Origin of the sequence: Aquipuribacter hungaricus (genome assembly GCF_037860755.1) — a bacterium.
GTDB lineage: Bacteria > Actinomycetota > Actinomycetes > Actinomycetales > JBBAYJ01 > Aquipuribacter > Aquipuribacter hungaricus.
Map to the genome: position 1 here is coordinate 1 of NZ_JBBEOI010000005.1, position 22,214 is coordinate 22,214.

Annotated in this window: 25 protein-coding genes; 11 read left to right on the forward strand and 14 right to left on the reverse strand. The window is 76.4% G+C overall.

What is annotated here, in order from left to right:
- On the forward strand, positions 1 to 587 hold a 587-nt coding region (locus tag WCS02_RS02055; protein ID WP_340289010.1), incomplete at its 5' end, for a P1 family peptidase.
- On the forward strand, positions 584 to 2,188 hold the full coding sequence (locus WCS02_RS02060; RefSeq protein WP_340289014.1) for an aminopeptidase P family protein: 1,605 nt from the start codon (positions 584 to 586) through the stop codon (positions 2,186 to 2,188). The genes WCS02_RS02055 and WCS02_RS02060, both read left to right, overlap by 4 nt.
- 15 nt (positions 2,189 to 2,203) lie before the next feature.
- Here the strand turns inward: WCS02_RS02060 and WCS02_RS02065 are convergent, their stop codons facing one another.
- The 3 genes from WCS02_RS02065 to WCS02_RS02075 form a co-directional block, all read right to left on the reverse strand.
- Positions 2,204 to 2,743, reverse strand: coding sequence for a YflT domain-containing protein (locus WCS02_RS02065; RefSeq protein ID WP_340289018.1), 540 nt, complete (start codon positions 2,741 to 2,743; stop codon positions 2,204 to 2,206).
- Positions 2,744 to 2,831: 88 nt separating this feature from the next.
- Positions 2,832 to 3,404 carry a Dps family protein gene (locus WCS02_RS02070; protein ID WP_340289021.1) on the reverse strand — a complete coding sequence of 191 codons (573 nt, stop codon included), beginning with the start codon at positions 3,402 to 3,404 and terminating at the stop codon, positions 2,832 to 2,834.
- Between the two features lie 121 nt (positions 3,405 to 3,525).
- Positions 3,526 to 3,999 (reverse strand): DUF3099 domain-containing protein, encoded by a 474-nt coding sequence (locus WCS02_RS02075; RefSeq protein ID WP_340289024.1) that lies wholly within the window; start codon positions 3,997 to 3,999, stop codon positions 3,526 to 3,528.
- Positions 4,000 to 4,331: 332 nt separating this feature from the next.
- Here WCS02_RS02075 and WCS02_RS02080 point away from each other — a divergent pair, with 332 nt between their 5' ends.
- From WCS02_RS02080 to WCS02_RS02090, 3 genes are all read left to right on the forward strand, one after another.
- Positions 4,332 to 5,000, forward strand: a complete 669-nt coding sequence (locus WCS02_RS02080; protein ID WP_340289028.1) for a TetR/AcrR family transcriptional regulator — start codon at positions 4,332 to 4,334, stop codon at positions 4,998 to 5,000.
- Between the two features lie 145 nt (positions 5,001 to 5,145).
- Positions 5,146 to 5,589: a VOC family protein gene (locus WCS02_RS02085; RefSeq protein ID WP_340289031.1), complete on the forward strand. Its 444-nt coding sequence runs from the start codon at positions 5,146 to 5,148 to the stop codon at positions 5,587 to 5,589.
- 134 nt (positions 5,590 to 5,723) lie between these two features.
- Positions 5,724 to 6,062 carry a ribonuclease E inhibitor RraB gene (locus WCS02_RS02090; RefSeq protein ID WP_340289034.1) on the forward strand — a complete coding sequence of 113 codons (339 nt, stop codon included), beginning with the start codon at positions 5,724 to 5,726 and terminating at the stop codon, positions 6,060 to 6,062.
- 31 nt (positions 6,063 to 6,093) lie between these two features.
- Here WCS02_RS02090 and WCS02_RS02095 read toward each other — a convergent pair whose 3' ends face one another.
- Complete coding sequence (locus tag WCS02_RS02095; RefSeq protein ID WP_340289037.1) at positions 6,094 to 7,014, reverse strand: DMT family transporter; 921 nt, start codon at positions 7,012 to 7,014, stop codon at positions 6,094 to 6,096.
- A 164-nt stretch (positions 7,015 to 7,178) separates the two neighbouring features.
- On the opposite strand from WCS02_RS02095, the gene WCS02_RS02100 reads away from it, so the two are divergent.
- From WCS02_RS02100 to WCS02_RS02115, 4 genes are read left to right on the forward strand one after another with little or no spacing between them, the layout of a single operon-like run.
- Positions 7,179 to 8,606, forward strand: a complete 1,428-nt coding sequence (locus WCS02_RS02100; protein ID WP_340289040.1) for a magnesium transporter MgtE N-terminal domain-containing protein — start codon at positions 7,179 to 7,181, stop codon at positions 8,604 to 8,606.
- Entirely contained in the window at positions 8,603 to 9,493 is an 891-nt protein-coding gene (locus WCS02_RS02105; RefSeq protein ID WP_376984006.1) for a DUF1003 domain-containing protein, read from the forward strand. Before WCS02_RS02100 ends, WCS02_RS02105 begins: the two co-directional genes overlap by 4 nt.
- 18 nt (positions 9,494 to 9,511) lie before the next feature.
- Positions 9,512 to 11,662 (forward strand): ATPase, T2SS/T4P/T4SS family, encoded by a 2,151-nt coding sequence (locus WCS02_RS02110; RefSeq protein ID WP_340289043.1) that lies wholly within the window; start codon positions 9,512 to 9,514, stop codon positions 11,660 to 11,662.
- A 42-nt stretch (positions 11,663 to 11,704) separates the two neighbouring features.
- The gene (locus tag WCS02_RS02115; protein WP_340289046.1) at positions 11,705 to 12,850 is read left to right on the forward strand and encodes an Mrp/NBP35 family ATP-binding protein; all 1,146 of its coding nucleotides are present in this window, start codon (positions 11,705 to 11,707) and stop codon (positions 12,848 to 12,850) included.
- 15 nt (positions 12,851 to 12,865) lie between these two features.
- Here WCS02_RS02115 and WCS02_RS02120 read toward each other — a convergent pair whose 3' ends face one another.
- The 4 genes from WCS02_RS02120 to sigE are packed head-to-tail and all read right to left on the reverse strand — an operon-like array spanning position 12,866 to position 16,290.
- Complete coding sequence (locus WCS02_RS02120; protein ID WP_340289049.1) at positions 12,866 to 13,429, reverse strand: twin-arginine translocase TatA/TatE family subunit; 564 nt, start codon at positions 13,427 to 13,429, stop codon at positions 12,866 to 12,868.
- A gap of 37 nt (positions 13,430 to 13,466) precedes the next feature.
- Positions 13,467 to 14,951: a S1C family serine protease gene (locus tag WCS02_RS02125; protein WP_340289051.1), complete on the reverse strand. Its 1,485-nt coding sequence runs from the start codon at positions 14,949 to 14,951 to the stop codon at positions 13,467 to 13,469.
- Positions 14,952 to 14,963: 12 nt separating this feature from the next.
- Complete coding sequence (locus tag WCS02_RS02130) at positions 14,964 to 15,575, reverse strand: anti-sigma factor family protein (RefSeq protein ID WP_340289054.1); 612 nt, start codon at positions 15,573 to 15,575, stop codon at positions 14,964 to 14,966.
- Positions 15,576 to 15,585: 10 nt separating this feature from the next.
- Positions 15,586 to 16,290, reverse strand: a complete 705-nt coding sequence (gene sigE / locus WCS02_RS02135) for an RNA polymerase sigma factor SigE (protein WP_340289057.1) — start codon at positions 16,288 to 16,290, stop codon at positions 15,586 to 15,588.
- 134 nt (positions 16,291 to 16,424) lie between these two features.
- Between sigE and WCS02_RS02140 the strand changes: the two genes are divergently transcribed.
- Positions 16,425 to 17,060, forward strand: coding sequence for an O-methyltransferase (locus WCS02_RS02140; protein WP_340289060.1), 636 nt, complete (start codon positions 16,425 to 16,427; stop codon positions 17,058 to 17,060).
- 125 nt (positions 17,061 to 17,185) lie between these two features.
- Here WCS02_RS02140 and WCS02_RS02145 read toward each other — a convergent pair whose 3' ends face one another.
- Entirely contained in the window at positions 17,186 to 17,353 is a 168-nt protein-coding gene (locus WCS02_RS02145; protein WP_340289063.1) for a DUF3117 domain-containing protein, read from the reverse strand.
- A 201-nt stretch (positions 17,354 to 17,554) separates the two neighbouring features.
- On the opposite strand from WCS02_RS02145, the gene WCS02_RS02150 reads away from it, so the two are divergent.
- Entirely contained in the window at positions 17,555 to 18,361 is an 807-nt protein-coding gene (locus WCS02_RS02150) for an enoyl-CoA hydratase/isomerase family protein (RefSeq protein ID WP_340289066.1), read from the forward strand.
- Between the two features lie 78 nt (positions 18,362 to 18,439).
- Here the strand turns inward: WCS02_RS02150 and WCS02_RS02155 are convergent, their stop codons facing one another.
- The 5 genes from WCS02_RS02155 to folP all read right to left on the reverse strand — a co-directional run bounded on the left by WCS02_RS02155 (position 18,440) and on the right by folP (position 22,166).
- Positions 18,440 to 19,039: a DNA-3-methyladenine glycosylase I gene (locus WCS02_RS02155; protein WP_340289069.1), complete on the reverse strand. Its 600-nt coding sequence runs from the start codon at positions 19,037 to 19,039 to the stop codon at positions 18,440 to 18,442.
- Complete coding sequence (locus WCS02_RS02160; RefSeq protein WP_340289072.1) at positions 19,036 to 19,533, reverse strand: SRPBCC family protein; 498 nt, start codon at positions 19,531 to 19,533, stop codon at positions 19,036 to 19,038. Before WCS02_RS02160 ends, WCS02_RS02155 begins: the two co-directional genes overlap by 4 nt.
- Positions 19,530 to 20,033, reverse strand: a complete 504-nt coding sequence (locus WCS02_RS02165) for a DivIVA domain-containing protein (RefSeq protein WP_340289075.1) — start codon at positions 20,031 to 20,033, stop codon at positions 19,530 to 19,532. The genes WCS02_RS02160 and WCS02_RS02165 overlap by 4 nt, the downstream gene beginning before the upstream one ends.
- 106 nt (positions 20,034 to 20,139) lie before the next feature.
- Complete coding sequence (locus WCS02_RS02170) at positions 20,140 to 21,222, reverse strand: glucosyl-3-phosphoglycerate synthase (RefSeq protein WP_340289078.1); 1,083 nt, start codon at positions 21,220 to 21,222, stop codon at positions 20,140 to 20,142.
- Positions 21,219 to 22,166: a dihydropteroate synthase gene (gene folP / locus WCS02_RS02175; RefSeq protein WP_340289082.1), complete on the reverse strand. Its 948-nt coding sequence runs from the start codon at positions 22,164 to 22,166 to the stop codon at positions 21,219 to 21,221. Before folP ends, WCS02_RS02170 begins: the two co-directional genes overlap by 4 nt.
- Positions 22,167 to 22,214 lie beyond the last annotated feature (48 nt).

Below are 22,214 nucleotides of genomic sequence, written 5' to 3' on the forward strand. Positions count from 1 at the left end.
TCGGCGCGGGCACCGGGGCGCGGGTGGCCGGGGGGACCGCGCCCGGCGGCGTCGGGGTCGCCGGACGGACCGTCGTGCCGGTCGCGGGAGGAGCGACCGGCAGCGCGACCGGCACGGGTACCACCGTCCCCGGGCCGGGGGGCACCGTGGCGGGCTCCCCCGCACCGGCCCACGAGGGCTGGTCCGTCGCCGTCCTCGTCGTCGCGAACGCCGCGGGGACCCCGGTCGGCGCCAGGACGACCACCGGAGGGACCACCACCGCCGACGAGACCGACGGTACCGACGAGACCACGGCCGCGCAGGCACTCCCGGGCCTGCTCAACACCACCCTCGCCGTCGTGGTCACCGACGCCGCCCTGGACCCCGCGGCCGCGACCCGCCTGGCCGCCGCCGCGCACGCCGGCCTCGCGCGCGCCGTCGACCCCAGCCACACCCTGGTCGACGGGGACGTCGTCCTCGCGCTGGCCACCGGGCGGGTGGCCGCCCCGACGGACGTGCGGGACCGCGTGGGGCTCGAGGCGGCGGCCGCCTCGCTGGTCACCGAGGCGTTCGCCCGCGCCGTGGCCGGTGGCACCATGGCCGGATGACCAGCGCGACGGACGGCACGACGGCGGCGCACGGCACGACGGGGACCACGACGGGGACCACGACGGGGACCACGACGGGGACCACGACGGGCAGCAGCACGCCCGGCCAGGCCACGGACCCGACGCAGGGGCCCGAGGGCACCGGCGCGCGCAGCCAGCGCCCGAGCTCGAAGGCGTTCCGCGAGTTCGTCGGCTCCGGCTGGGCGCCGCGACCGGACGTGCTGCCGGAGCAGGGCGAGGGGTCCCGGCACGCGGTCGCCCGCCGCGGGCGGCTGTCCGCGCGCTTCCCCGGCGAGCGCCTGGTCGTGCCCGCCGGCGGCCTGCAGGTGCGCAGCAACGACACCGACCACCGCTTCCGCCCCCACACGGCCTTCGCCTACCTCACCGGCACCGGCGGCAGCACCGAGCCGGACTGCGTCCTGGTCCTGGAGCCCACCGACGACGGCCACGACGCGGTGCTGTTCTTCCGCCCCCGCGCCGGCCGCGACACCGAGGAGTTCTACGCCGACGCGCGCTACGGCGAGCTCTGGGTCGGGACGCGGCAGTCCCTGGAGGAGGTGTCCGCGGAGACGGGCCTGGCCGCCCGGCACCTGGACGAGCTGGCCGACGCCCTCGGCAAGGACCTGGGCACCGTCGGCGTGCGGCTGGTCCGCGACGCCCACCGCGACGTCACCGACCTGCTCGACGAGGCCCGCGCCGCGGCCGGGGTCGAGCCGGTCGGGGCGCGCGCCGCCGACGCCGTGCTGGCCGACGAGGTGTCCTCGATGCGCTGCGTCAAGGACGCCTGGGAGGTCGACCAGCTGCGCGAGGCGGTGGCCGCCACCGCCCGCGGGTTCGAGGACGTCGTCCGTGCCCTGCCCCGCGCGGCCGGGCACCCCCGCGGCGAGCGGGTCGTCGAGGGCGTCTTCGGGGCCCGTGCCCGCGAGGAGGGCAACGGCGTCGGCTACGAGGTCATCGCCGCGGCGGGCGAGCACGCCTGCACGCTGCACTGGATCCGCAACGACGGCCGCGTCGACGCCGACGCCCTGGTGCTCGTCGACGCCGGGGTCGAGGTCGACTCGCTGTACACCGCCGACGTCACCCGCACCCTGCCGGTCTGCGGACGCTTCACCGAGCCGCAGCGGCGGGTCTACCAGGCCGTCCTCGACGCCGCCGACGCCGCGTTCGCGGCCGCCCGGCCCGGCGCCACCATCCGCGACGTCCACGAGGCCGCGATGGTCGTGGTCGCCGACCGGCTCGCCGTCTGGGGCCTGCTGCCGGTGACGGCCGAGGAGTCGCGGGACACCGCCACCGGCGGCCAGCACCGGCGCTGGATGGTGCACGGCACCAGCCACCACCTGGGCCTGGACGTCCACGACTGCGCGCGCCTGAGCCGCGAGACCTACCAGGGCCAGGCGCTGGAGGAGGGCATGGTCTTCACGATCGAGCCCGGCCTCTACTTCCGCCCCGACGACCTGCTGGTCCCCGAGGAGCTGCGCGGCATCGGGGTGCGGATCGAGGACGACGTGGTCGTCACCGCCGACGGCGTGGAGAACCTGTCGGCGGCGCTGCCGCGCGACCCGGACGAGGTCGAGGCCTGGATGGCGTCCTTGCGCGGCTGAGCCCCGCGCGGGGGCTCAGGCCGTCGGCTCGCCGTAGCCCTGGAGCGGGCTGTCGTCGACCCCGGAGTTCGGCAGCTTCCGCAGCGTGTTGCGCGCCTGGTTGGCGACCTCGGCGACGGCCATCACCTGGTACTGCGACGCCACGATCTGGCTGGCGGAGGTGAAGTCGCGCCGCCCGCCGGTGAGGCTGAACGACAGCACACCGAAGAGCATCCCGAACCCGGCACCGATGAGGACCGCCGCGAGCCACACGTCGAGCCCGCCGCCGCCGAACAGCGACAGCAGGAGCCCCACGAACAGACCCAGGTACGCCCCGGAGAACGCGCCGGCCAGGGCCACCCGGGGGTAGCTGAGCCGGCCGGTCACCCGCTCGACCATGCGGAGGTCGGTGCCGACGATGGCGACCTTCTGGACGGGGAACTTCTCGTCCGACAGGTAGTCGACGGCCCGCTGCGCCTGCTCGTACGTCGCGTAGGAGGCGATGAGCTCGCCGTGGAACGGGGTGGGGAGGCGGGGGACGCCCCGCGCGGCCGACGTGTTTCCGCTGAAAGCCATGCCCTCATCCTCCCACCGGCCGCGCCGGCCCTCCCGACGACGAGGCCGGGCACCCCTGGTGGGGTGCCCGGCCTCGGGGGGAGCTGGGTCAGGCCTCCTCGGCCTGCCGCGCGGCCTCGGCCGCGCCCTTCTCCGTCGTCTCGCCCTCGGTGGAGAGGGTGCCGGAGGCGCTCTCCAGGTGGGCCCGCACGAACCAGTGGAACAGCTCGAGCTTGGCGGCCTGCGCGATGAGCATGTCCTCCGTGACCGGGTCGACCTCGCTCGCGGTCTCGATCTTCTCGCGGTGGTCGGTGATGACGCCCTGGTACACGAGGTCCAGCGCGCCGAGGTGGGCGGTGGTGCCGTCGCGGCCGATGGAGTAGTCCTCCCAGGTCCGCGCGGCGACCATGGCGCCCATGGTCCCGACCGGGGACCCGCCGAGCGTGGCGATCCTCTCGGCGATGTCGTCGGTCATGTCGCGGACGGCGTCGACCTGGGGGTCGAGCATCTCGTGGACCGCGATGAAGTGGGGCCCCACGACGTTCCAGTGCACGTGCTTGAGGGTCAGGTGCAGGTCGGTCAGGGCCGTCAGACGCTCCTGCAGGTCCGCGACGAGGGTGGCCGCAGCCTCCTCCTCGAGCCCTGGGACGGTGTAGCCACCACGGGTGCTGTTGGTCGGCACGTTCGCTCCGATCTGTCGTCTGGGCAGGGCTCGGCGACCGGGGTCGCCGCTGCTCCTCGGGTACCCGGGGCACCGCGGGGGCAAACGGGCGGGGCGGGGGTCCGCCCCGCCCCTGCGGGGTCTAGACCTCGCGGGTGGTGCGCAGCACGGGCAGCGGCGCCGACGCCGGGGCGACCGCCGCCGGACCGACGGGCACGCGCTCCCCGCCCACGTTGGCCAGGACGACCGCGACGTACGGGAGCACCACGGCACCGGGCACGAACAGCCAGGCCCACCAGTGCGGGAAGGACAGGATGGCGCCGAGCACGCAGAGGGTGCGGATGCCCATGCTGATCGCGTAGGTGCGCATCCGGCGGCCGACGTCGTCGGAGTGCGAGCCGCGCGCGGAGGTCACCCGCTGCACCGACAGGTCGTGGGTGTCGACGTCCCGGGTGCTGACGACCTGGACGTCCTCGGCGGGCAGGACGAACACCTCGCCGTGGCCGGCGGTGTACGGGCTGCCGGTCTGCGGGCTGGTCTGCGGGCTGCTGCTCTGCGGGCCGTCGGGGCCCGGCTGGGAGGTGGAGAAGGAGGACGCGGTGGTGCTGGGGGACACGTGGCGCTCCGTCTGCCGGCGTCGGGGCCGACCGCTGGGGGGTGACCGCCCGGGGCGGTCCGTCTCGGGCCTCGTGGGTGCGTGCTGGCCCACCCTGTACAACGTCCCGGACCCCAGATCCTTCCTGCTCAGAGCCCCTCCCGCACCCCGGCCGGGGCCTGCACGGGGGTGCTGCGGCTCCCACCGGCTCGGTGCGCACCCGGCCCCACCGGGCCTGGGCCGCGCCCACCGCGACCCCGACGAGCAGGACCACGGCCAGCAGGGCGAGCCCGCTGCGCCGTCCGGATAACCGGTCCTTGGCAGTTCCGGAACTGTCCGGTACCGTTCTGGTCATGGACGCGACGGCCACCGGCAGCCCCGACCACGGGACCGGCACCCCGACCGACGCCCCGGGCGGCCCCGCCACCCGCGGGCGCCCGCGCGACCCCGGTCGCGACGCGGCCATCCTCGACGCCGCGGTCGACGTCCTCGCCGAGGTCGGCTACGCGGCCCTGACGATGGACGCCGTCGCCCTGCGAGCACGCGCCGGCAAGGCGACCGTCTACCGCCGCTGGGCGTCCAAGGACGAGCTCGTGCTCGACGCCGTCCGGCGGCTGGAGCACCAGCAGGTCCCGGTGGACCCGCTGCCGGACACCGGCTCGCTGCGCGGGGACCTGCTCGCCCTGTTCCGGCCCGAGCCGGCGGAGGAGACGGCCCGGCGCGACCGGGCCGCGGCCGGCCTGGTGTCCGTGCTGTCCCACCGCCCCGAGCTGGCCGGGGCGGCCCACCGGTCCCTGGTCGGGCCCTGGGCGCACGCGCACCGCACGGTCATGGCGCGCGCCGTGGCCCGCGGCGAGGTGGACCCCGGCGCGGACGTCGGCATCCTGGCGCAGGTCCTCCCGACCATGGCCGCCTACCGGGCCCTGGTCCAGCGCGCCCCGTTCGACGAGGCGTTCCTGCTCGCCGTGGTCGACGGCGTCCTGCTGCCCGCGCTGCGCCCACCGGCCGCGCCGCCCCGCTGACCCACCCCCGGTCGACCCGTCATCACGGGCCGGGCCGCCACCCAGCCGACCCGCCGCCGCCCGGCCCGCGGGTGGGCCGCGCGTCCCCCGACGCCCGGCCGCCGCACCATGCCCACGCACCGCCGACCCTCCCGAGGAGACCGACATGACCGTCACCACGACCACCCACCTGAACTTCCGCGGCCGCGGCGCGGAGGCGCTGGCGTTCTACCGCTCCGTCTTCGGCGGGCAGGTCACCGCCCTGACCTTCGCCGACGCGCACAACCTGCGCTCCGAGGGCGGGCTGGCCACCGCGGAGGAGGCCGACCAGGTCATGTGGGGCGAGGTCCGATCCGAGGACGGCTTCCACGTCATGGTCTACGACGTCCCCTCGGCGCTGTCGTACGACCCGGGCGACCGGCCCGTCTACGTCTCCGTCCGCGGCGCGGCCGACGCCGGCGACGAGGTGACCCGGTACTGGGAGGGCCTGCGGGACGGCGGGACGGTCCAGGTCGACCTGGGTCCCGCGCCGTGGGGCGCACCGCTGTACGGGATGCTCACCGACCGGTTCGGCGTCACCTGGGTGCTGGACGTCGCAGCCGCCTGGTGACGTGCGGCGGGGCGGTCGGGCGGGCGGTGCGGCGGGAGCGCTCGCCCGCCCGCCGGACCGCCCCGTCCCCCGGTCGGCCCACGGGCTGCCCGGAACGCCGGACCCGGGGGTGGCCCCGCTCCTACGCTCGTGCCGTGGACGACCTGGACGCGCACCTGCAGGCCAACGAGGCGCTCGTGGACCAGCGCCTGGAGATGGGCGACCTGGCGGAGGTGCCGAGGCAGCTCGACCACTTCGCCCTGTTCCCGCGCAGGGCCGTGGACGCGGCCGTCGCCGAGCTGACCTCCGCCGGCTTCACGGTCGACGGTGTCCGGCGCGGCCTCCGCCGAGCCCGCGTGGAGTTCAGCCGGACCGACCGCGCCGACTTCGCGACCGCCGACGCCTTCACCCGCCAGATCGTCGGTCTCACGTCGCGGCACGGCGGCACCTACGACGGCTGGGCGGGGTTCATCGTCACCGACGCGCCGGCCTGACCCGGGCGCGCGGGCGCGGAGCCCCGACGGTCTAGGTCGGCAGGTCCACCGGCTGCCTCCGCGCCGTCACCACCACCGCGAGCCCGGCCAGCACCAGCGCCGCGCCCGGCAGCACGAGCACGGGGGGCACGTCGCCCAGCCACAGCCAGGCGATGAGCGACGCGGTCGGCGTCTCCAGGAGGATCGCCAGGGTCACCGTGGTGGCCCCGGCCCGCAGGATCGCCCGGTTGAGCAGCGCGTGGCCGACCACCTGCGAGCACACCGCGATGACGGCGACCTCCGCCCAGGTCACCGCGGCGAAACCGGTGAGCGGCACCCCCAGGGCCAGGCACACCGCCAGCGTCAGGGCGGCGCACACCCCGTTGGCCACCGCCGAGTACGACGCGGTCGACATCTGCCGGCGGGCCGTCTCCGCGGTGAGCGAGTACCCGGCCGCGGCCGCGCCCCCCGCGAGCGCCATCGCGTCGCCGAGCAGGGCCTGCGGCGACAGCGTCGCGTCGACCCCGGTGACCAGCAGCACCCCGCCGAAGGCGACGAGCACCCCGGTCATGACGCGGCGGGACACGGGGCGCCCGCGCAGCCGCTGGACGAGGACGACCCACAGGGGCGTGGTCGTCACCAGCGCCGTCGACGCGGTCACGCTCGTCAGCCGCAGCGACGGGATCCACAGCATGAAGTGCAGCGCGAGGAACCCGCCCGACCACAGCACGGCGGTCACGGTCCCCCGGTCCAGCGGCCCGAGCGCGGCCCGGCGGGCGCGCAGCCCCCGGACCCCGGCGGGCAGGTAGACCAGCGCCCCGACGGCCGTGCGCCAGAAGGCGACCGCGAGCGCCGGCGCCAGCGTGGCCCCGGCCACGGGCGCCGCCACCGACACCCCGACCACGCCGACGCCGAGGACGAGCAGGTCGAGGCCGGCCAGCCGGGTGCGGACGGGGTCGGGGGGCCGGCTCACGAGGAGGCACTGTGCCGCACCCCGCGGACCGGTCGCGCACGGACGATGTCGCGCCCGGTGGACGACGTCGCGCCCGACGGACGACGTCGCACCGCGGGACGTCGTGCCCCGGACCGCCGGCAGGACGGCCCGGGCAGGCCCCGTCCTGCGGGATACTCACGATCATGAGCACGTCGCCGTCCCGGGTCTTCGTCGCCCGCCTCGCCGGGCTGGCCGTGTTCGACCCCTCCGGCGACCAGGTCGGACGGGTGCGCGACGTGGTCGTCGTCATCGGCCAGACCCGGGCCCGCGCGGTCGGCATCGTCGTCGAGGTCCCTGGCCGCCGCCGGGTGTTCGTCCCGATGACCCGGATCACGTCCATGGAGCCCACGCAGGTCATCACCACGGGCCTGGTCAACATGCGCCGCTTCGAGCAGCGCGCCTCGGAGACCCTCGTCCTGGCCGAGCTGCTCGACCGCCACCTCGAGCTGGGCGACGGCAGCGGCACGGTGAGCATCGAGGACGTCGGCCTCGAGCAGGTCCGGGGCAACGACTGGGTCGTCACCCGGCTGTTCGTCCGACGGGTCCGGCCGGGGCGGACGGGGCGCACGGCGGGCGGCATCATCCGCCGGCGCGGCGAGAGCTTCCTCGTCGAGCTCGACGAGGTCTCCAGCCTGCTCGCCGACCGGGGCGGCCCGCAGGGCGCGGCGAGCCTGCTCGCGGCCTTCGACGAGCTCAAGCCCGCCGACCTCGCCGAGATCCTCCACGCCATGGCTCCCAAGCGCCGCCGCGAGGTGGCCGCCGCCCTGGACGACGAGAAGCTCGCCGACGTCCTGGAGGAGCTGCCCGAGGACGACCAGATCGACATCGTCACCGGCCTCAAGTCCGAGCGCGCCGCCGACGTCCTGGAGGCGATGGAGCCGGACGACGCCGCGGACCTGCTGTCGGACCTGGACGAGGAGACCGCCGCCCGGCTGCTCGACATCATGGAGCCGGAGGAGGCCCGGCAGGTGCGCCGGCTGCTCGCCTACGACGAGGACACCGCCGGCGGCATCATGACCAGCGAGCCCGTCATCCTCCCCCCCGAGGCGACGGTCGCCGAGGCGCTGGCGATGGTCCGCCGCGCCGAGCTCGCCCCCGCCATGGCCGCCGCCGTGTTCGTCTGCCGTCCCCCGCTGGAGGCGCCGACCGGCCGGTTCCTCGGCCTGGTCCACATCCAGCGCCTGCTGCGCGAGCCGCCGCAGTCCCCGCTCGGCAACGCCGTCGACCGCGGCCTGGAGGCACTGCCGACCGACGCCAAGCTGCTGTCGGTCAGCCGCCACCTGGCCACGTACAACCTCGTGTCCGCCCCCGTCGTGGACGCCGACGGCCGCCTGGTCGGCGTGGTGACGGTCGACGACGTCCTCGACCACCTGCTGCCCGACGACTGGCGCGAGCAGGAGGACCCGGCCGAGGTCGTCCGCAGCTTCGCCCGTCGCCGCGCGGCCGCGCTCGCCTCGACCACGGCGCAGGGCCTCGCCGGCCGTCGCACCGGGGGCGCCACCTCGGCGGGGTCGGCCCCGGCAGCCGAGACGGCGCCGGCACCGCGCAGCCGGAAGGGCGGCGACCGGTGAGCGACGTCGACGGCACCTTCGCCCCGGGCAAGGCCGACCGGGCCGAGCGCAGCGATCGTGGGGACCGCGCCGACCGGGCCGACCGGGCCGACCGGGCCGAGCGCGCGGACCGGGCCGAGCGGATGGACCGGGCGGAGCGCGCCGAGCGGGTGGACCGCAAGGGCCGCGCCGGCCTGGACACCCCCCGGACCCGCACCGGCCACCGGCTCCGGCTGCGGCCCAACGTCGACCCCGAGAGCTTCGGCCGCGGCGCCGAGCGGTTCGCCCGGTTCATGGGCACCGCCCGGTTCCTCGTCTACATGTCCGCGTTCGTCGCGGTGTGGCTGACGTGGAACACGCTGGCGCCGGAGGACGTCCAGTTCGACCCGCGGGCGCTCAACTACACGCTGCTCACGCTCATCCTGTCGCTGCAGGCCTCGTACGCCGCCCCGCTCATCCTGCTCGCGCAGAACCGGCAGACCGACCGCGACCGGGTGCAGAACGCCCAGGACCGGCTCGCCGGGGAGCGGGCGCTCGCCGACACCGAGTTCCTCACCCGGGAGGTCGCCGACCTCAAGATCGCCCTGCGCGAGGTCGCCACCCGCGACTTCCTCCGCTCGGAGCTCCGGTCGCTGCTGGAGGAGATCGTCGAGGCGCAGGACAGCCCCGCCCCCGAGCCCGGCACGCCCCGGGAGCGCCCCCGGGACAAGCAGCGCAAGGGCAAGGACAAGCGCGACAAGCAGCGCCAGGAGCCCCGGCCGGACGGCCGCCCCGCCGGGACCCCCGCCCCGCTCGACCAGCCGCTCGACCTGGCCTCCCGCACCGGTGCGCACGAGGACCACGACGACCTCACCGTCACCGCCGAGCCCGGACGGCCCCACCCGCAAGGCCTACAGACCAGCTCCTGACCTGCCGACAACCAGCGGGTGAGCCTCCTCGACACCACCGGCGGGATGCTGCCGCGTCGCGCGGCCCCGGACGACCGGCGCCGACGCCTCGGCGACCTGCTCGCCGACGCCGGTGCCATCACCCGCGCGCAGCTGCAGCAGGCGCTGGAGGCGCAGAAGGCGCCGGGCCCGCGCCGCCGCCTGGGCGAGACGCTGATCGCGCTCGGCTTCGTCGACGAGCGCGACATCGCCGTCACCCTCGCCGAGCAGCTCGGCCTGGACACCCTCGACCTGTCGACGCTGTCCATCGACCCGGCGGTCGTCCGCCGCCTGCCGCAGCAGCTCAGCGAGCGCAGCGGCACCGTCGTGGTCCAGCAGCTCAGCGACGGCCGCTACATCGTCGCCATGTCCGACCCCACCAACGTGCTCGCCCTCGACGACGTCCGGCTCACCCTCGGCGCCGAGGTGCTGCCGATCATCGCCATCGAGTCCCAGATCCGCGACCAGCTGCGCCGGGTGTGGGGCCTGTCCGGCGGCGGTGAGCGCCTCACGGAGATGGTGTCCGGCATCGGCGAGGAGGTCCTCGAGGACATCGGCAACGCCGGTGTCGACGACGCCCCGACCGTCCAGCTCGTCACCAAGATCCTCGCCGAGGCCGTCCAGCTCGGCGCCAGCGACATCCACGTGGAGACCCAGCGGGACAGCCTGCGGATCCGCTTCCGGATCGACGGCATCCTCCGCGACGTCATGACCGCCCCGCGCAAGGCCGCCGGCGCCGTGCTGTCGCGGATCAAGATCGTCTCGGGCCTGGACATCGCCGAGCGGCGCGTCCCCCAGGACGGCCGGACCCAGATCGTCGTGGGCGGCGCCCGGGTCGACACCCGCGTCTCGACCCTGCCCAGCCTGCACGGCGAGAAGGCCGTCATCCGGATCCTCACCAAGGGCGACGACGTCCCCGCCCTGGACGTGCTCGGCTTCGAGCCCGACCAGCTCGAGGCGTTCCGCCGCGCCCTGCACACCCCGCAGGGCCTCGTCCTCATCACCGGCCCGACCGGCTCCGGCAAGACCAACACCCTGTACGCGGGCATCGCGGAGATCCTCGACCCCGAGAAGAACATCGTCACCCTCGAGGACCCCGTCGAGGTCCAGCTGCCCGGCATCACCCAGGTGCAGGTGAACAACAAGGCCGGCATGACCTTCCAGGCCGGCCTGCGCTCGGTCCTGCGGCAGGACCCGGACATCGTCCTGGTCGGCGAGGTGCGCGACTCGGAGACCTCCGAGCTCGCGCTCAAGGCCGCCCTCACCGGGCACCTGGTCCTCACCACCCTGCACACCAACTCCGCCGCGGCGGCGCTGACCCGCCTCATCGACATGGGCTCCGACCCGTTCCTCGTGGCCAGCTCGCTCACCCTCGCCGTGGCGCAGCGGCTCGTGCGCCGCCCGTGCGCGCAGTGCGCGGTCGCCTACGTGCCCGCCGACGACCTGCTCGCCCTGCTCGGCCTGCGCCCCGACGACCTCGTCGGCGCCACCCCCCGCAAGGGCTTCGGCTGCTCCGAGTGCGGCCACACCGGCTACAAGGGCCGCACCGCGGTGTACGAGGTCCTCACCGTCGACGCGGAGATGCGCCGCATCCTCGTCCGCGACCCCTCCGAGGACGCCGTCGTCAGCCAGGCCAAGGCCGCCGGGATGCGCTCGCTGCGCGCCTCGGCGCTGCAGAAGGCCATGGACGGGCGGACCACGTTCGAGGAGGTCGTGCGCGTGACCACGGCCGACTCCGGCGGCGGCAGCGCCTGCCCGGCGTGCGACCGCCCGGTCGAGCGCGGCATGGTCGCCTGCCCGTACTGCGCCGCCGACCTGGAGGCGCACCGCTGCCGCAGCTGCAGCAAGGAGCTCGAGCCGGCCTGGGCGCTGTGCCCGTGGTGCCGCACCGCCGTCGCCGAGAGCGCTCCTCCGACCGGGGCGCACGACCCCGCTGCCCACGACACCGATACCCACGACCTGGCCCACGGCACCGGCGCCCACGACCTCGCGGGCTACGGCGCCGAGGGCTGGTCGACCGAGGGGCACCCGGCGGCGGAGGCGTACCCGGCCGACGGCTGGCCCGACGGCGCGTACCCGCCCGAGGACCAGCCCGGCGACCAGGTCGCCGCAGGCTGGGCGGGGGCGGAGCCGGGGCACGGGCAGGCCTGACCCGCGCACGGGGCACCCGCGCGCGGCTCCTACCCTTGACGGGTGACTCCCCCCTCCGCCACGCCCCCGAGCACCGACGCGGTCCGGGTGGCGCTCGCGACGGTCGACGACCCCGAGATCCGGCGCCCCGTCACCGAGCTCGGCATGGTGAAGGACGTCGTGGTGCACCCCGACGGCAGCGTCGACGTCGCGCTGTTCCTCACCGTGGCCGGCTGCCCCATGAAGGAGACGCTGACCGCGGCGGTGACCGCGGCGGTCTCCGCCCTGGACGGCGTCACGGGCGTGCAGGTCGAGCTCGACGTCATGAGCGCCGAGCAGCGCGAGCAGCTGCGCACCATGCTGCGCGGCGGCGTCCCCGAGAAGGAGGTGCCGTTCGCCCGGGCCGGCTCGCGCACCCGGGTGTTCGCGGTGGCCTCCGGCAAGGGCGGCGTCGGCAAGTCCAGCGTGACGGTCAACCTGGCCGCCGCCATGGCGCAGCAGGGGCTGGCGGTCGGGGTCGTCGACGCGGACGTCCACGGTTTCTCGGTGCCGCGGATGCTCGGCGTCGGCCGCACCCCCACCCGGGTCGACGACATGATCCTGCCGCCGGTCGCCCTGGGCGTGAAGGTCATCTCCATCGGGATGTTCGTCCCCGGCAACCAGGCCGTGGTGTGGCGGGGCCCGATGCTGCACCGCGCCCTCCAGCAGTTCCTCGTCGACGTGTTCTGGGGCGAGCTGGACGTGCTGCTGCTCGACCTGCCCCCCGGCACCGGCGACATCGCCATCTCGGTGGCCCAGCTGCTGCCGGGCTCGGAGCTGCTGGTCGTCACCACCCCCCAGCAGGCGGCGGCCGAGGTCGCCGAGCGGGCCGGGTCCATCGCGGCGCAGACCCGCCAGCACGTGGCCGGCGTCATCGAGAACATGTCGTGGCTGGAGCTGCCGGACGGCTCCCGCATGGAGGTCTTCGGCTCCGGCGGCGGGCGGACGGTCTCGGAGTCGCTCACCCGGGCGCTCGGGCACGACGTGCCGCTGCTGGGCCAGGTGCCGCTGGACACCGCGGTCCGCGAGGGCGGCGACTCCGGCGTCCCGGTCGTGCTCGGCGCCCCGGACTCCCCCGCCGCGACCGCGCTGCGCGGCATCGCCCGGGGGCTGTCGCGCCGTCGGCAGAGCCTGGTCGGCCGCCAGCTGGGCCTCAGCCCCGCCGTCTGACCCGTCCGGCACCCCTCAGGTGGCGTCGGTGTCGACCCCGGCCCGCCTGGCGGCGTCGGCCCAGGTGGTGGGCGGGGGGCTCGGCCGGCGCGGCACGGCGGACGTGCTCGTGCGCACGGTCTGCGGACCGGTCTTCTCCCGGCCGCCGCGCGCGGACGCCCCCGTGGCACCGGACGAGCCCGTGGGCCGTGCCGGGGGCGCGGCGGGCGACCCCGTGGCGGCCTTGGTCAGGCTCGTCGAGCCCGACGGTCGGCCGGCCTCGGTCCGCTTGGCCGCGGCCGTGGTCGCCTTGCGGCGCTGCGAGGGGGTGTCCTCGTCGTCGAACGCGTCGCTGAGCGCGTTCTGCACGATGCGGCGCGGGTGGTACTGGCGCGGGTCGTAGCGGCGCCAGTCGACGCCGTCGAGGTCGACGCCCATCTCGTCCTTCATCTGGGCCGAGGCGCCGGTCGCGAAGTCGCGGCCCCGCCGGACCAGCCGGGCCGCGCCGCGCGCGAGCTCGGGCAACCGGTCGGGCCCCAGCAGCAGGGCAGCGAGCAGCAGGATGACGAGGAACTCGCCGCCGTTGATGTCGAAGGGCACCGCCCACCTCCTCCGCTGAGGGTAACCGTGCCCGGGCCTAGTCCTGCTCGGCCGCCTGCAGCGTGAGGTCCACGTCGAAGACCTCCTCGCCCCGGCGGACCGTGAGGGTCACCTCGTCGCCAGGCTCCTGCGCCCGGATGGCCACGACGAGCTCGTCGGACTCCGTCACGGGCCGGCCCTCGAAGGCGAGGATGGTGTCCCCGGCCTGCAGGCCCGCCTCGGCCGCCGGCCCGCCCGGGGTGACCGGCGGGTTCTCGGCGGTGGCGTCCTGCTCGGTGACGATCCGGACCCCCTCGCCGGTGTAGGTGCGGTCGAGCAGCACGCCGACGACGGGGAACGTCGCCACGCCGGTCTCGATGAGCTCGGTCGCCGTGCGCTGGGCCTGGTTGCTCGGGATGGAGAAGCCGAGACCGATGCTGCCGCCGGCCTGCCCGCCCGGGGCCTGGGCGATGGCGGAGTTCACGCCGACGACCTCCCCGCGCATGTTGACCAGCGGGCCGCCGGAGTTGCCGGGGTTGATCGCCGCGTCGGTCTGGATGGCGTTGATGAAGGCCGTCTGCTGCGCGTCGCCGGCGGACACGGGCCGGTTGAGGGCGCTGACGATGCCGGTGGTCACCGTGGAGTCCAGCCCGAGGGGCGCGCCGATGGCGACGACCTGCTCCCCCACGACGACGGAGTCGGAGTCCCCGAACGGCAGCGCCACCAGGGGGGCGCCGGCCTCGGCGGGGTCGATGCGGAGCACGGCGATGTCGTAGGACGGCTCGACGCCGACGACCTCGGCGGTGGCCTGCGAGCCGTTGGCGAGCTCGACGACGATGTCCTCGGCCGGCTCGTCGCCGCCCGCGGCCACGACGTGGTTGTTGGTGACGACGAGACCCTCCTCGTCGATGACGAAGCCCGAGCCGGTGCCCTCGCCCTGGCCTGCGACCACGCGGATGGACACCACGCTGGGCAGGACGCGCGCGGCGATCTCGGCCACGGACCCGACCTCGCCGACCTCGGCCGGCTCGTCGGCGACGCCGGTGCTGCCGCCGGTGCCCGCGGCGCTGCCGTCGCTGGAGGCGGCCCCGCGGTCGTCGTCGCCCAGCCCGACGCGGCCGGCCAGGTCGGTGCCGTCGGCCACGAGGGACCCGAGCAGCCCGCCCAGCAGGCCCGCGATGAGCGACAGCACGACGGCGAGGGTGACGAGACCGCCGCCGCCCCGGCGCCGGGAAGGACGGCCGAGGGTGTCGACGTCCGGGGACTGGTGGGGGCGGCCGTCCCACGGCTGCGCCTCGGCCCAGGCGACCTGCCCGGACGGGGCGGCGGGCGGCAGCGGCCGCTCCTGCACGCTCGTCACGGGCTGGGTGTCCGCGTACCAGGTGGGCACCGGCGACGGCTGCTGCTGGGCCGGCTGCTGCGGCGCCTGCTGCTGCTGCCACGAGGGCTCCTGCGGCCGCTGGTCGCGGGCCCAGGGGTCGCTGCCGGGGGCGGGTGCGGGGGGCCGGCCGTAGGGGTCGGCGCCGTTGCTCTGGTCAGTCATCTCGACCTCTCGTCATGGACGCGCACCATCATCGACCGGGCGCACCGACGGCGCACCGCCAGGCGGGTCCGGGGGGAACAGCCGCGGCACCACCGTGTGCACCGAGGCGCGGCCCACGGCCGCGGACCAGGGCAGGGGGGTGCCCGTCACCACGGCGCCCGCCCCGACGGTCCCCACCATGACGGCCGCCGCGACGAGCACGCCGGCTGCACCGACTGCCGGCCGCTCGTGCGGGCCGCGGCCGGCCGGGTGGGCCACGACGGAGGCGCCCGCGAGCGACAGGTGGGGCGGGACGTCGGGCGGGGCGTCGGGCGGGAGCACGGGGACGGGCGGAGCCCCGGGTGCTGAGCCGGTGCCGGGCTGCTCCTGCGGTCCTGCCGCCGGGTCGGCAGCGGGGCCGGCGTCGCCGAGGGCGAGGAGGCGGTCGAGCAGGGCGTCGGACGGCCCGGGGACCGGGGGCGGGGCCTGCCGCAGCGCCTGGGTGAGCGCACGGGTCCGCGCCACCTCCACCGCGCACCGGGTGCAGCCGCGCAGGTGCCGGCGCACGACGGCACGCTGCCAGGCGGGCAGCCGACGGTCGGCGTACCCGCTCAGCGCGGTCCGGGGGTGGGGCAGGCGGAGCACCGGGGCGACCTCAGACGAGGCCGCCGGTGAGCAGGGGCGCCACCGCGCCCCGCCCGGGACGGCGGTGCTCCAGCGAGCGGCGCAGCTGGGCGCGGCCGCGGTGGATGCGGGAGCGGACCGTGCCGAGCTTGACGCCCAGCGTGGTCGCGATCTCCTCGTAGGTGAGGCCCTCGATGTCGCTGAGGACGACGGCGGCGCGGAAGTCCGGGCTGAGCGCGTCCAGGGCGGCCTGCACGTCGTCGGCGAGGTGGCGGAACTCGAACTCCCGCTCCGGGCCGGGCTCGCGGCCGGGCAGCCGCTCGGCGGCGTCCTCGGACAGGGCGTCGGTGCGCTGGCGCTGCTTGCGCCGGACGCTGTCGAGGAACAGGTTGGTCGTGATCCGGTGCAGCCAGCCCTCGAAGGTCCCCGGGCGGTAGGAGTCCAGGGAGCGGAACACCCGGACGAACACCTCCTGGGTGATGTCCTCGGCGTCGTGCGGGTTCCCGGTGAGCCGGTAGGCCAGGCGGTACACCCGCGCGGAGTGGTCGCGGACGACCTCCTCCCACGTGGGCTTGACCCACACCTCGCCGGACGCGTCGAGCAGGACGTCGTGGAGGGCGTCGTGAGGCTGGTCGGGAGCCCCCGCGGGCCCGTCGGACGGCACGACGGCACGGGGCAGCCCGGCCGCGGTGCTCGGGGTGGGGACGGTGGTGCTCGGCGACGGGCTCGTGCTCATGGTGTGACCTCCTGTGCCCATGGTTCCCCGGCAACCTGGAGACAACCTGTGAGCCGGCGGTGCGTCCGGTGGTCGTCCACGGAGGTCCTCGGTCCGTCGGTACCCGCGGGCGCGCGCGTCACTACTGTGTCCGGATGACCGCCTCCAAAGCCGCCAGCTGGACCTGGACCGAGAGCTGGGTCGAGGAGTCGCCGGCCGTCCTCGACGCGCGCACCCGCGCCGCCGAGCTCGGCGTCGTCGCCGTGTCCCCCGGGACCGGCTCGCTGCTCGCCGTGCTCGCCGCCTCGCTGCCCGGCCGGGCCGTCGTCGACGTCGGCACGGGGACCGGGGTGGCCGCGCTGCGCATGCTCGAGGCGATGCCCGAGAACGGGGTGCTGACGAGCATCGACGTCGAGGTCGAGCACCAGGGCGCCGCGCGCACCGCGCTGCAGGCCGCGGGCATCCGCGGCAACCGGGCGCGCATCATCCACGGCGACGCGGCGGACGTCCTGCCCCGGCTGGCCGACGGCGGGTACGACCTCGTCCACGTCGACGTCGACGACCCCCGGGTGAGCGCGCTCGTGCTCACCGAGGCGCTGCGCCTGCTGCGGGCCGGCGGCGTGCTCGTCGTCTCCGACGCCCTCGCGCAGGACCGCGTGCCGGACCCGGCCCAGCGCGACCAGCGGACCACCGCGGCGCGCGAGCTGCTGCGCGCGGTCGCCGACGACGACCGGCTCGTCCGCACCGTCGTGCCCGTGGGCGACGGCGTCCTGCTGGCCGTCAAGCGCTGAGAGCACCCGCACCACGACGACCCACGACGACCGACGACCCGCCGGGCGGCTGCCGCGGCGGGTCGTCGGTCTGGCTGATGCGGGTCTGGCAGGTGCGGGGCTGACCGTACGGGTCGGCCGGAGCCTCAGACGACGACGGCCTTGAGCGCGTCGCCGAGCTCGCCGGCCTCGGTGGGGGTCATCTCGACGACGAGACGCCCGCCACCCTCCAGCGGCACCCTCATGACGATCCCGCGCCCCTCCTTGGTGACCTCCAGCGGACCGTCACCGGTGCGGGGCTTCATCGCGGCCATCCATGTGCTCCTTCTGGTCTGTGGCCCCGGTGGGCCACACTCGCGCGGCCGACCGCGGGGTGCGGACGGCAGCTGTCGCCTCCATTATCCCCCTACCGCGCTGGTAGGTCGGGAAGACAGCCGGGTTCACCCTCCGACCGGCTAGCGTCACGCAGGGCCGCAGCCGCCGGGGACTGCGGCCGGGAGCCGCCGAGGAGCGCCGTGAGCGAGCAGCCAGACCACGCGGGGGTGCGGGTCGAGGTCGACGGTGCCGTCGCGACCGTCGTCCTCGACCGGCCCGCCGCGATGAACTCCCTGACCACCCCGACCAAGGTCGCGCTGCTCGCCGCGCTGGAGCGGGTGGCCGCCGACGACGCCGTCCGCTGCGTCGTCCTCACCGGCACGGGGCGCGCGTTCTCCGTCGGCCAGGACCTGCGCGAGCACGCGGACGTGCTCGCCTCGGGCGACCTGTCCTCGCTCTGGTCGACGGTGCCCGAGCACTACAACCCGGTGAGCACGCTGCTGGCGACCATGCCCAAGCCGGTGATCGCGGCGGTCAACGGGGTGGCCGCCGGGGCCGGGGCGTCGTTCGCCATGGCTGCCGACCTGCGGCTGGTGGGGGCGTCGGCGGGCTTCAACCTGGCCTTCACCGGCATCGGGCTGTCCGCGGACTCCGGCGCCACCTGGTACCTGCCCCGCCTGGTCGGCACCGGCCGGGCGATGGACCTGCTGCTGCGGCCGCGGACCGTGCACGCGCAGGAGGCGCTCGACATCGGCCTGGCCACCGAGGTGGTCCCGGACGCCGACCTGCCGACCCGGGCCGCCGAGGTCGCCGCGTCGCTGGCCGCCGGGCCGACCCTGGCCTACGCCGCCGTCCGCCGCGCCGTCGCGTTCTCCGCCGCGCACGACCTGCCCGCCTCCCTGGCGCACGAGTCCGACGCGATGTCCGCGACGGGCGCCACGCAGGACCACGCCGACGCCGTCCGGTCGTTCCTGGCCAAGGAGCGGCCGACGTTCCACGCCCGCTGAGCGCCGCTCCCCCGGTCCCCGCGCGGTGCGGGCCCGGGCGGTGCGGGCTCAGGCGGTGCGGGCTCAGGCGGTGCGGGCTCAGGCGGTGCGGGTGCCCGGGGCGGGCCGCACGTGGCAGCCCTGGACGTGGTCGTCGACCAGGCCGCTCGCCTGCATGAGGGCGTACGCCGTCGTCGGCCCGACGAACCGGAACCCGGCCCCCTTGAGGGCGCGCGCGAGCGCCACCGACCCCGGCGTCGTGGCGGGGACCTCGGCGAGCGAGCCGTGCCGGGGGCCAGCCGCCGGCGGCGGACGGTGCGCCTCGACGAGCCCGTCCAGCCCGCCGGCGTCCCGCAGCGCCAGCACGGCCCGGGCGTTGGCGACCGTCGCGCGGATCTTGGCCCCGTTGCGGACGATCGCCGCGTCGCCGAGCAGCCGGGCGACGTCGTCCTCGTCGTAGCCTGCGACGACCTCGGGGTCGAACCCGGCGAACGCCGCGCGGAACCCCTCGCGCTTGCGGAGGACGACCAGCCACGACAGGCCCGACTGGAACGCCTCCAGGCTCACCCGCTCGAACAGGGCGTGCTCACCGGTGACGGGCCGGCCCCACTCGGTGTCGTGGTAGTCGCGGTACTCCGGCGGCGCGTCCCCCCAGGGGCAGCGCCCGAGCCCGTCGTCGCCGACGACGGCGCCGCTCACGGCCTGCGCTGCTCCGCCTCGAGCTCGCGCGCCATGGACCGCAGCGCCGCGGAGTAGGCGAGCCGGCCCGCGAGCGCGACCAGGGGCGCGAGCAGCCGGGTGACCGGGCGGGGGGGCAGGTCGAGGTCCCCCTCCCACAGCACCCGGGTGAGCGGTCGTCCGGTGCCGCCCCCGGGCAGGGCCACCACGTCGAAGGCGGCGCTGCCGCGCACGAGCCGGCCGAGCTTGCGGATGCCGCACCGGCCCGGCAGGCCGTCGGCCGGCGGGAGCCAGGCGGTGACCTCCATCGGGTCGTCGAAGCCGAGCCGGTCCAGCCCCGCGGCGGACAGCGAGGTCCGCCCGACGAAGCGCGCGCCTACGCCCGTGGCCAGGGGGGTGAGGACGCGGACCGTGGTGAACGGCACCCAGCGGGTGTGGCTCGGCCAGTCCGTGAGCCGGTCCCAGACGTCCTGGACCGGGGCGTCGACGTCGACGACCGCGACGAAGCGGGTCACGCGTGCCTCCTGGCTGCGGGGTCGGCGAGCGGGGCGTCGACAGCGTCCACGGGGTCGATGCCGACGGGCTCGACGGGGGCGACGGGGTCGACGGGGTCGACCAGGTCGGTGGGGTCCAGGTGCGCGTCGTCCTCGCCGGCCAGCGGGGCGGGCACCGGGGGCGGCGTGCCCTCGGGGACGGGGTCCTGCACGTCGCCGGGCTCGGCCAGGTGGGCTCCGGCGTGGCCGACGAGCCCCCGCAGCCGCGCGATCTCGGCGTCCCGGGCCTCGAGCAGGTCGCGCGCCTCGTCGAGCACCGCGTCGACCTGGTCCATCCGGTAGCCGCGAAGCGCCAGGGTGAAGCGCGCCCGGTCCAGGTCGTCGGCGTGCTCCAGCGGCCCGGCCAGCGGGGGCGGCAGCGTCTCCGTGACAGGCGCCATCCCGCCGCGCACCGCGCCGAGCGCCACGGCGACGACGCCCGCGACGGACAGCAGGAGGAGGGCGACCAGGAGGAGGTCCACGGGGGCGATCCTGCCAGGCGGGCGCCGGCCCCCCGACGCCCCCCGACGACGCCCCCGGCCGCACCCCTGACGTCTCCTCCGACGTGACCCCGGACCATGCCGCGGCTCAGGCGGAGCGCCGCTGCCCGCCGTCCGCCCGGGCGGCCGCGCGCAGGGAGGCCAGCACCTCGGCCATGGGCGGGCGGTCGTGGACCACGACGTGCGTGGTGCCGGGGCGCCACCGCCCGTCCGCGGCCTGGTCGAACTGGACGAGGTCGACGCCGCCGGCGGCCCCCGGACCACCGTGCGCCACGGCGCGCACCAGGTCCGTCCCGGCGGTGCGCCGGGCGATGGTCAGCATGATCTCCTGGGCGGCCACGCCGAGGCTCAGCAGGTCGCGGTGCCGGTGCTTGCGGACCCCCACGTCGACCTGGGCGATCGCGTCCAGGCCGAGCAGCGCGAGGGTGTCCAGGAGCAGGCCCACCTCGATGCCGTAGCCGCCGGCGAACGGGACCTGCTCGAGCAGCTCCCGGGTGCCCGCGTACTCCCCGCCGAGCGGCTGCACCACGCCCCCGAGCTGCGGCGCGAAGGTCGCGAGCGCCGGCCTGGCGAGCAGCTCGGTGACGCGGCCCCCGCCGGACTTCTCGGTCGTCGTCTCCAGCCGCAGCGGCCGGGCGTAGAAGGCCTTGACCAGGTGGACGCCCTCCTCCCGCAGGATCGGCCCGAGCAGGCCGACGACGAGGCTGGCGTGCACGTCGACCAGGTCGGAGTCGGCGTAGACCACGATGTCGGCGTCCGTCGCGGCGAGCGCGCGCCACAGCACCTCGCCCTTGCCGGGGCGCACCGGCACCCCCGGCAGCGCCTCCTCCCGGGTGACCACGCGCGCCCCGGCGGCGCGGGCGACGGCGACCGTGGCGTCCGTGGACCCGGAGTCGACGACGAGGACCTCGTCCACGAGCGGCGGCATGCCCGGTCCCTGGCGGCGGGTGAGCGGCAGGAACGCCCGGACCACCCCGCCCACCGTGGTCTCCTCGTCCAGGGCGGGCAGGACGACGGCGACACGGCGGCCCTCCTTGCCGCGGACCAGGTCCTGCGCGGACCACGTGACGTCGTGCCAGGTGCGGGTGCGGTACCAGGCGCCCAGGCCGGGCACGCCCAGGGCGTCCACGGGAGCCGGGCCGGTGCCCGGGGCGCGTACGGGTGCGTTCATGCCAGACCTCTCAGGGCTCGTGGGGGGACCAGGTCGCCGCGCACGGCCTCGACGACGTCGAGGGCGCGGCGGGTGGCGCGGGCGTCGTGGCAGCGGAACACCGTGGCGCCCAGCCAGGCGGCGACGGCGGTGGCGGCGAGGGTGCCCTCGAGCCGCTCGTCGGGCGGCAGGTCGAGGGTCTCCCCGACGAAGTCCTTGCGGCTCAGCGCCATGAGCACCGGGAGGCCGAGGGCCACCACCGCATCGGTGCGCCGGACCAGCGCGAGGCTGTGCCACGTGTTCTTGCCGAAGTCGTGGGTGGGGTCGACGAGGACCGAGCGGGGGTCGACCCCGGCCCCGACGGCCCGGGCGGCACCGGCGCGCAGCGTGGCGAGCACGTCGTCGACCACCCCCTCGGCGGTCGTGCCGTAGGTGACGCGGTGGGGGCGGGTGCGCGGCCGGGCACCGCCGGTGTGCGAGACGACGTAGCCGGCGCCGTGGCGGGCGGCGACGTGGACGAGGTCGGGGTCGTGGCCGGCCCAGGTGTCGTTGACCAGCGCCGCCCCGGCCGCGCAGGCCTGCCCGGCGACCTCGGCGCGCCAGGTGTCGACGGACACCACGACGTCCGGGTGCCGCTCGCGCACGGCGGCGACGAAGCCGACCACCCGGTCGAGCTCCTGCTGCGGCGGCACGTCCTCCCCCGGCCCGGCCTTGACCCCGCCGACGTCGACGACGTCCGCGCCGGCGTCGACCGCCTCGTCCACCGCGGCCAGGGCCACCCGGTCGTCCAGCTGCCGGGCGCCGGAGAAGAAGGAGTCCGGAGTCCGGTTGACCACGGCCATGACCACCGTGCGACCCGGCGGGAACGACCGGCCGCCCAGCCGCAGGCCGGTCCCTGTGCCCGTGCCGGGACCTCCGCCGAGACCGGGGGCCTCGCCGGGGGCCTGCTCGGGGTGGGGGCGCATGGCGGCAGCGTGCCAGCCTGCCGTCGCACCGCCAGGGCCCTGCGGGGA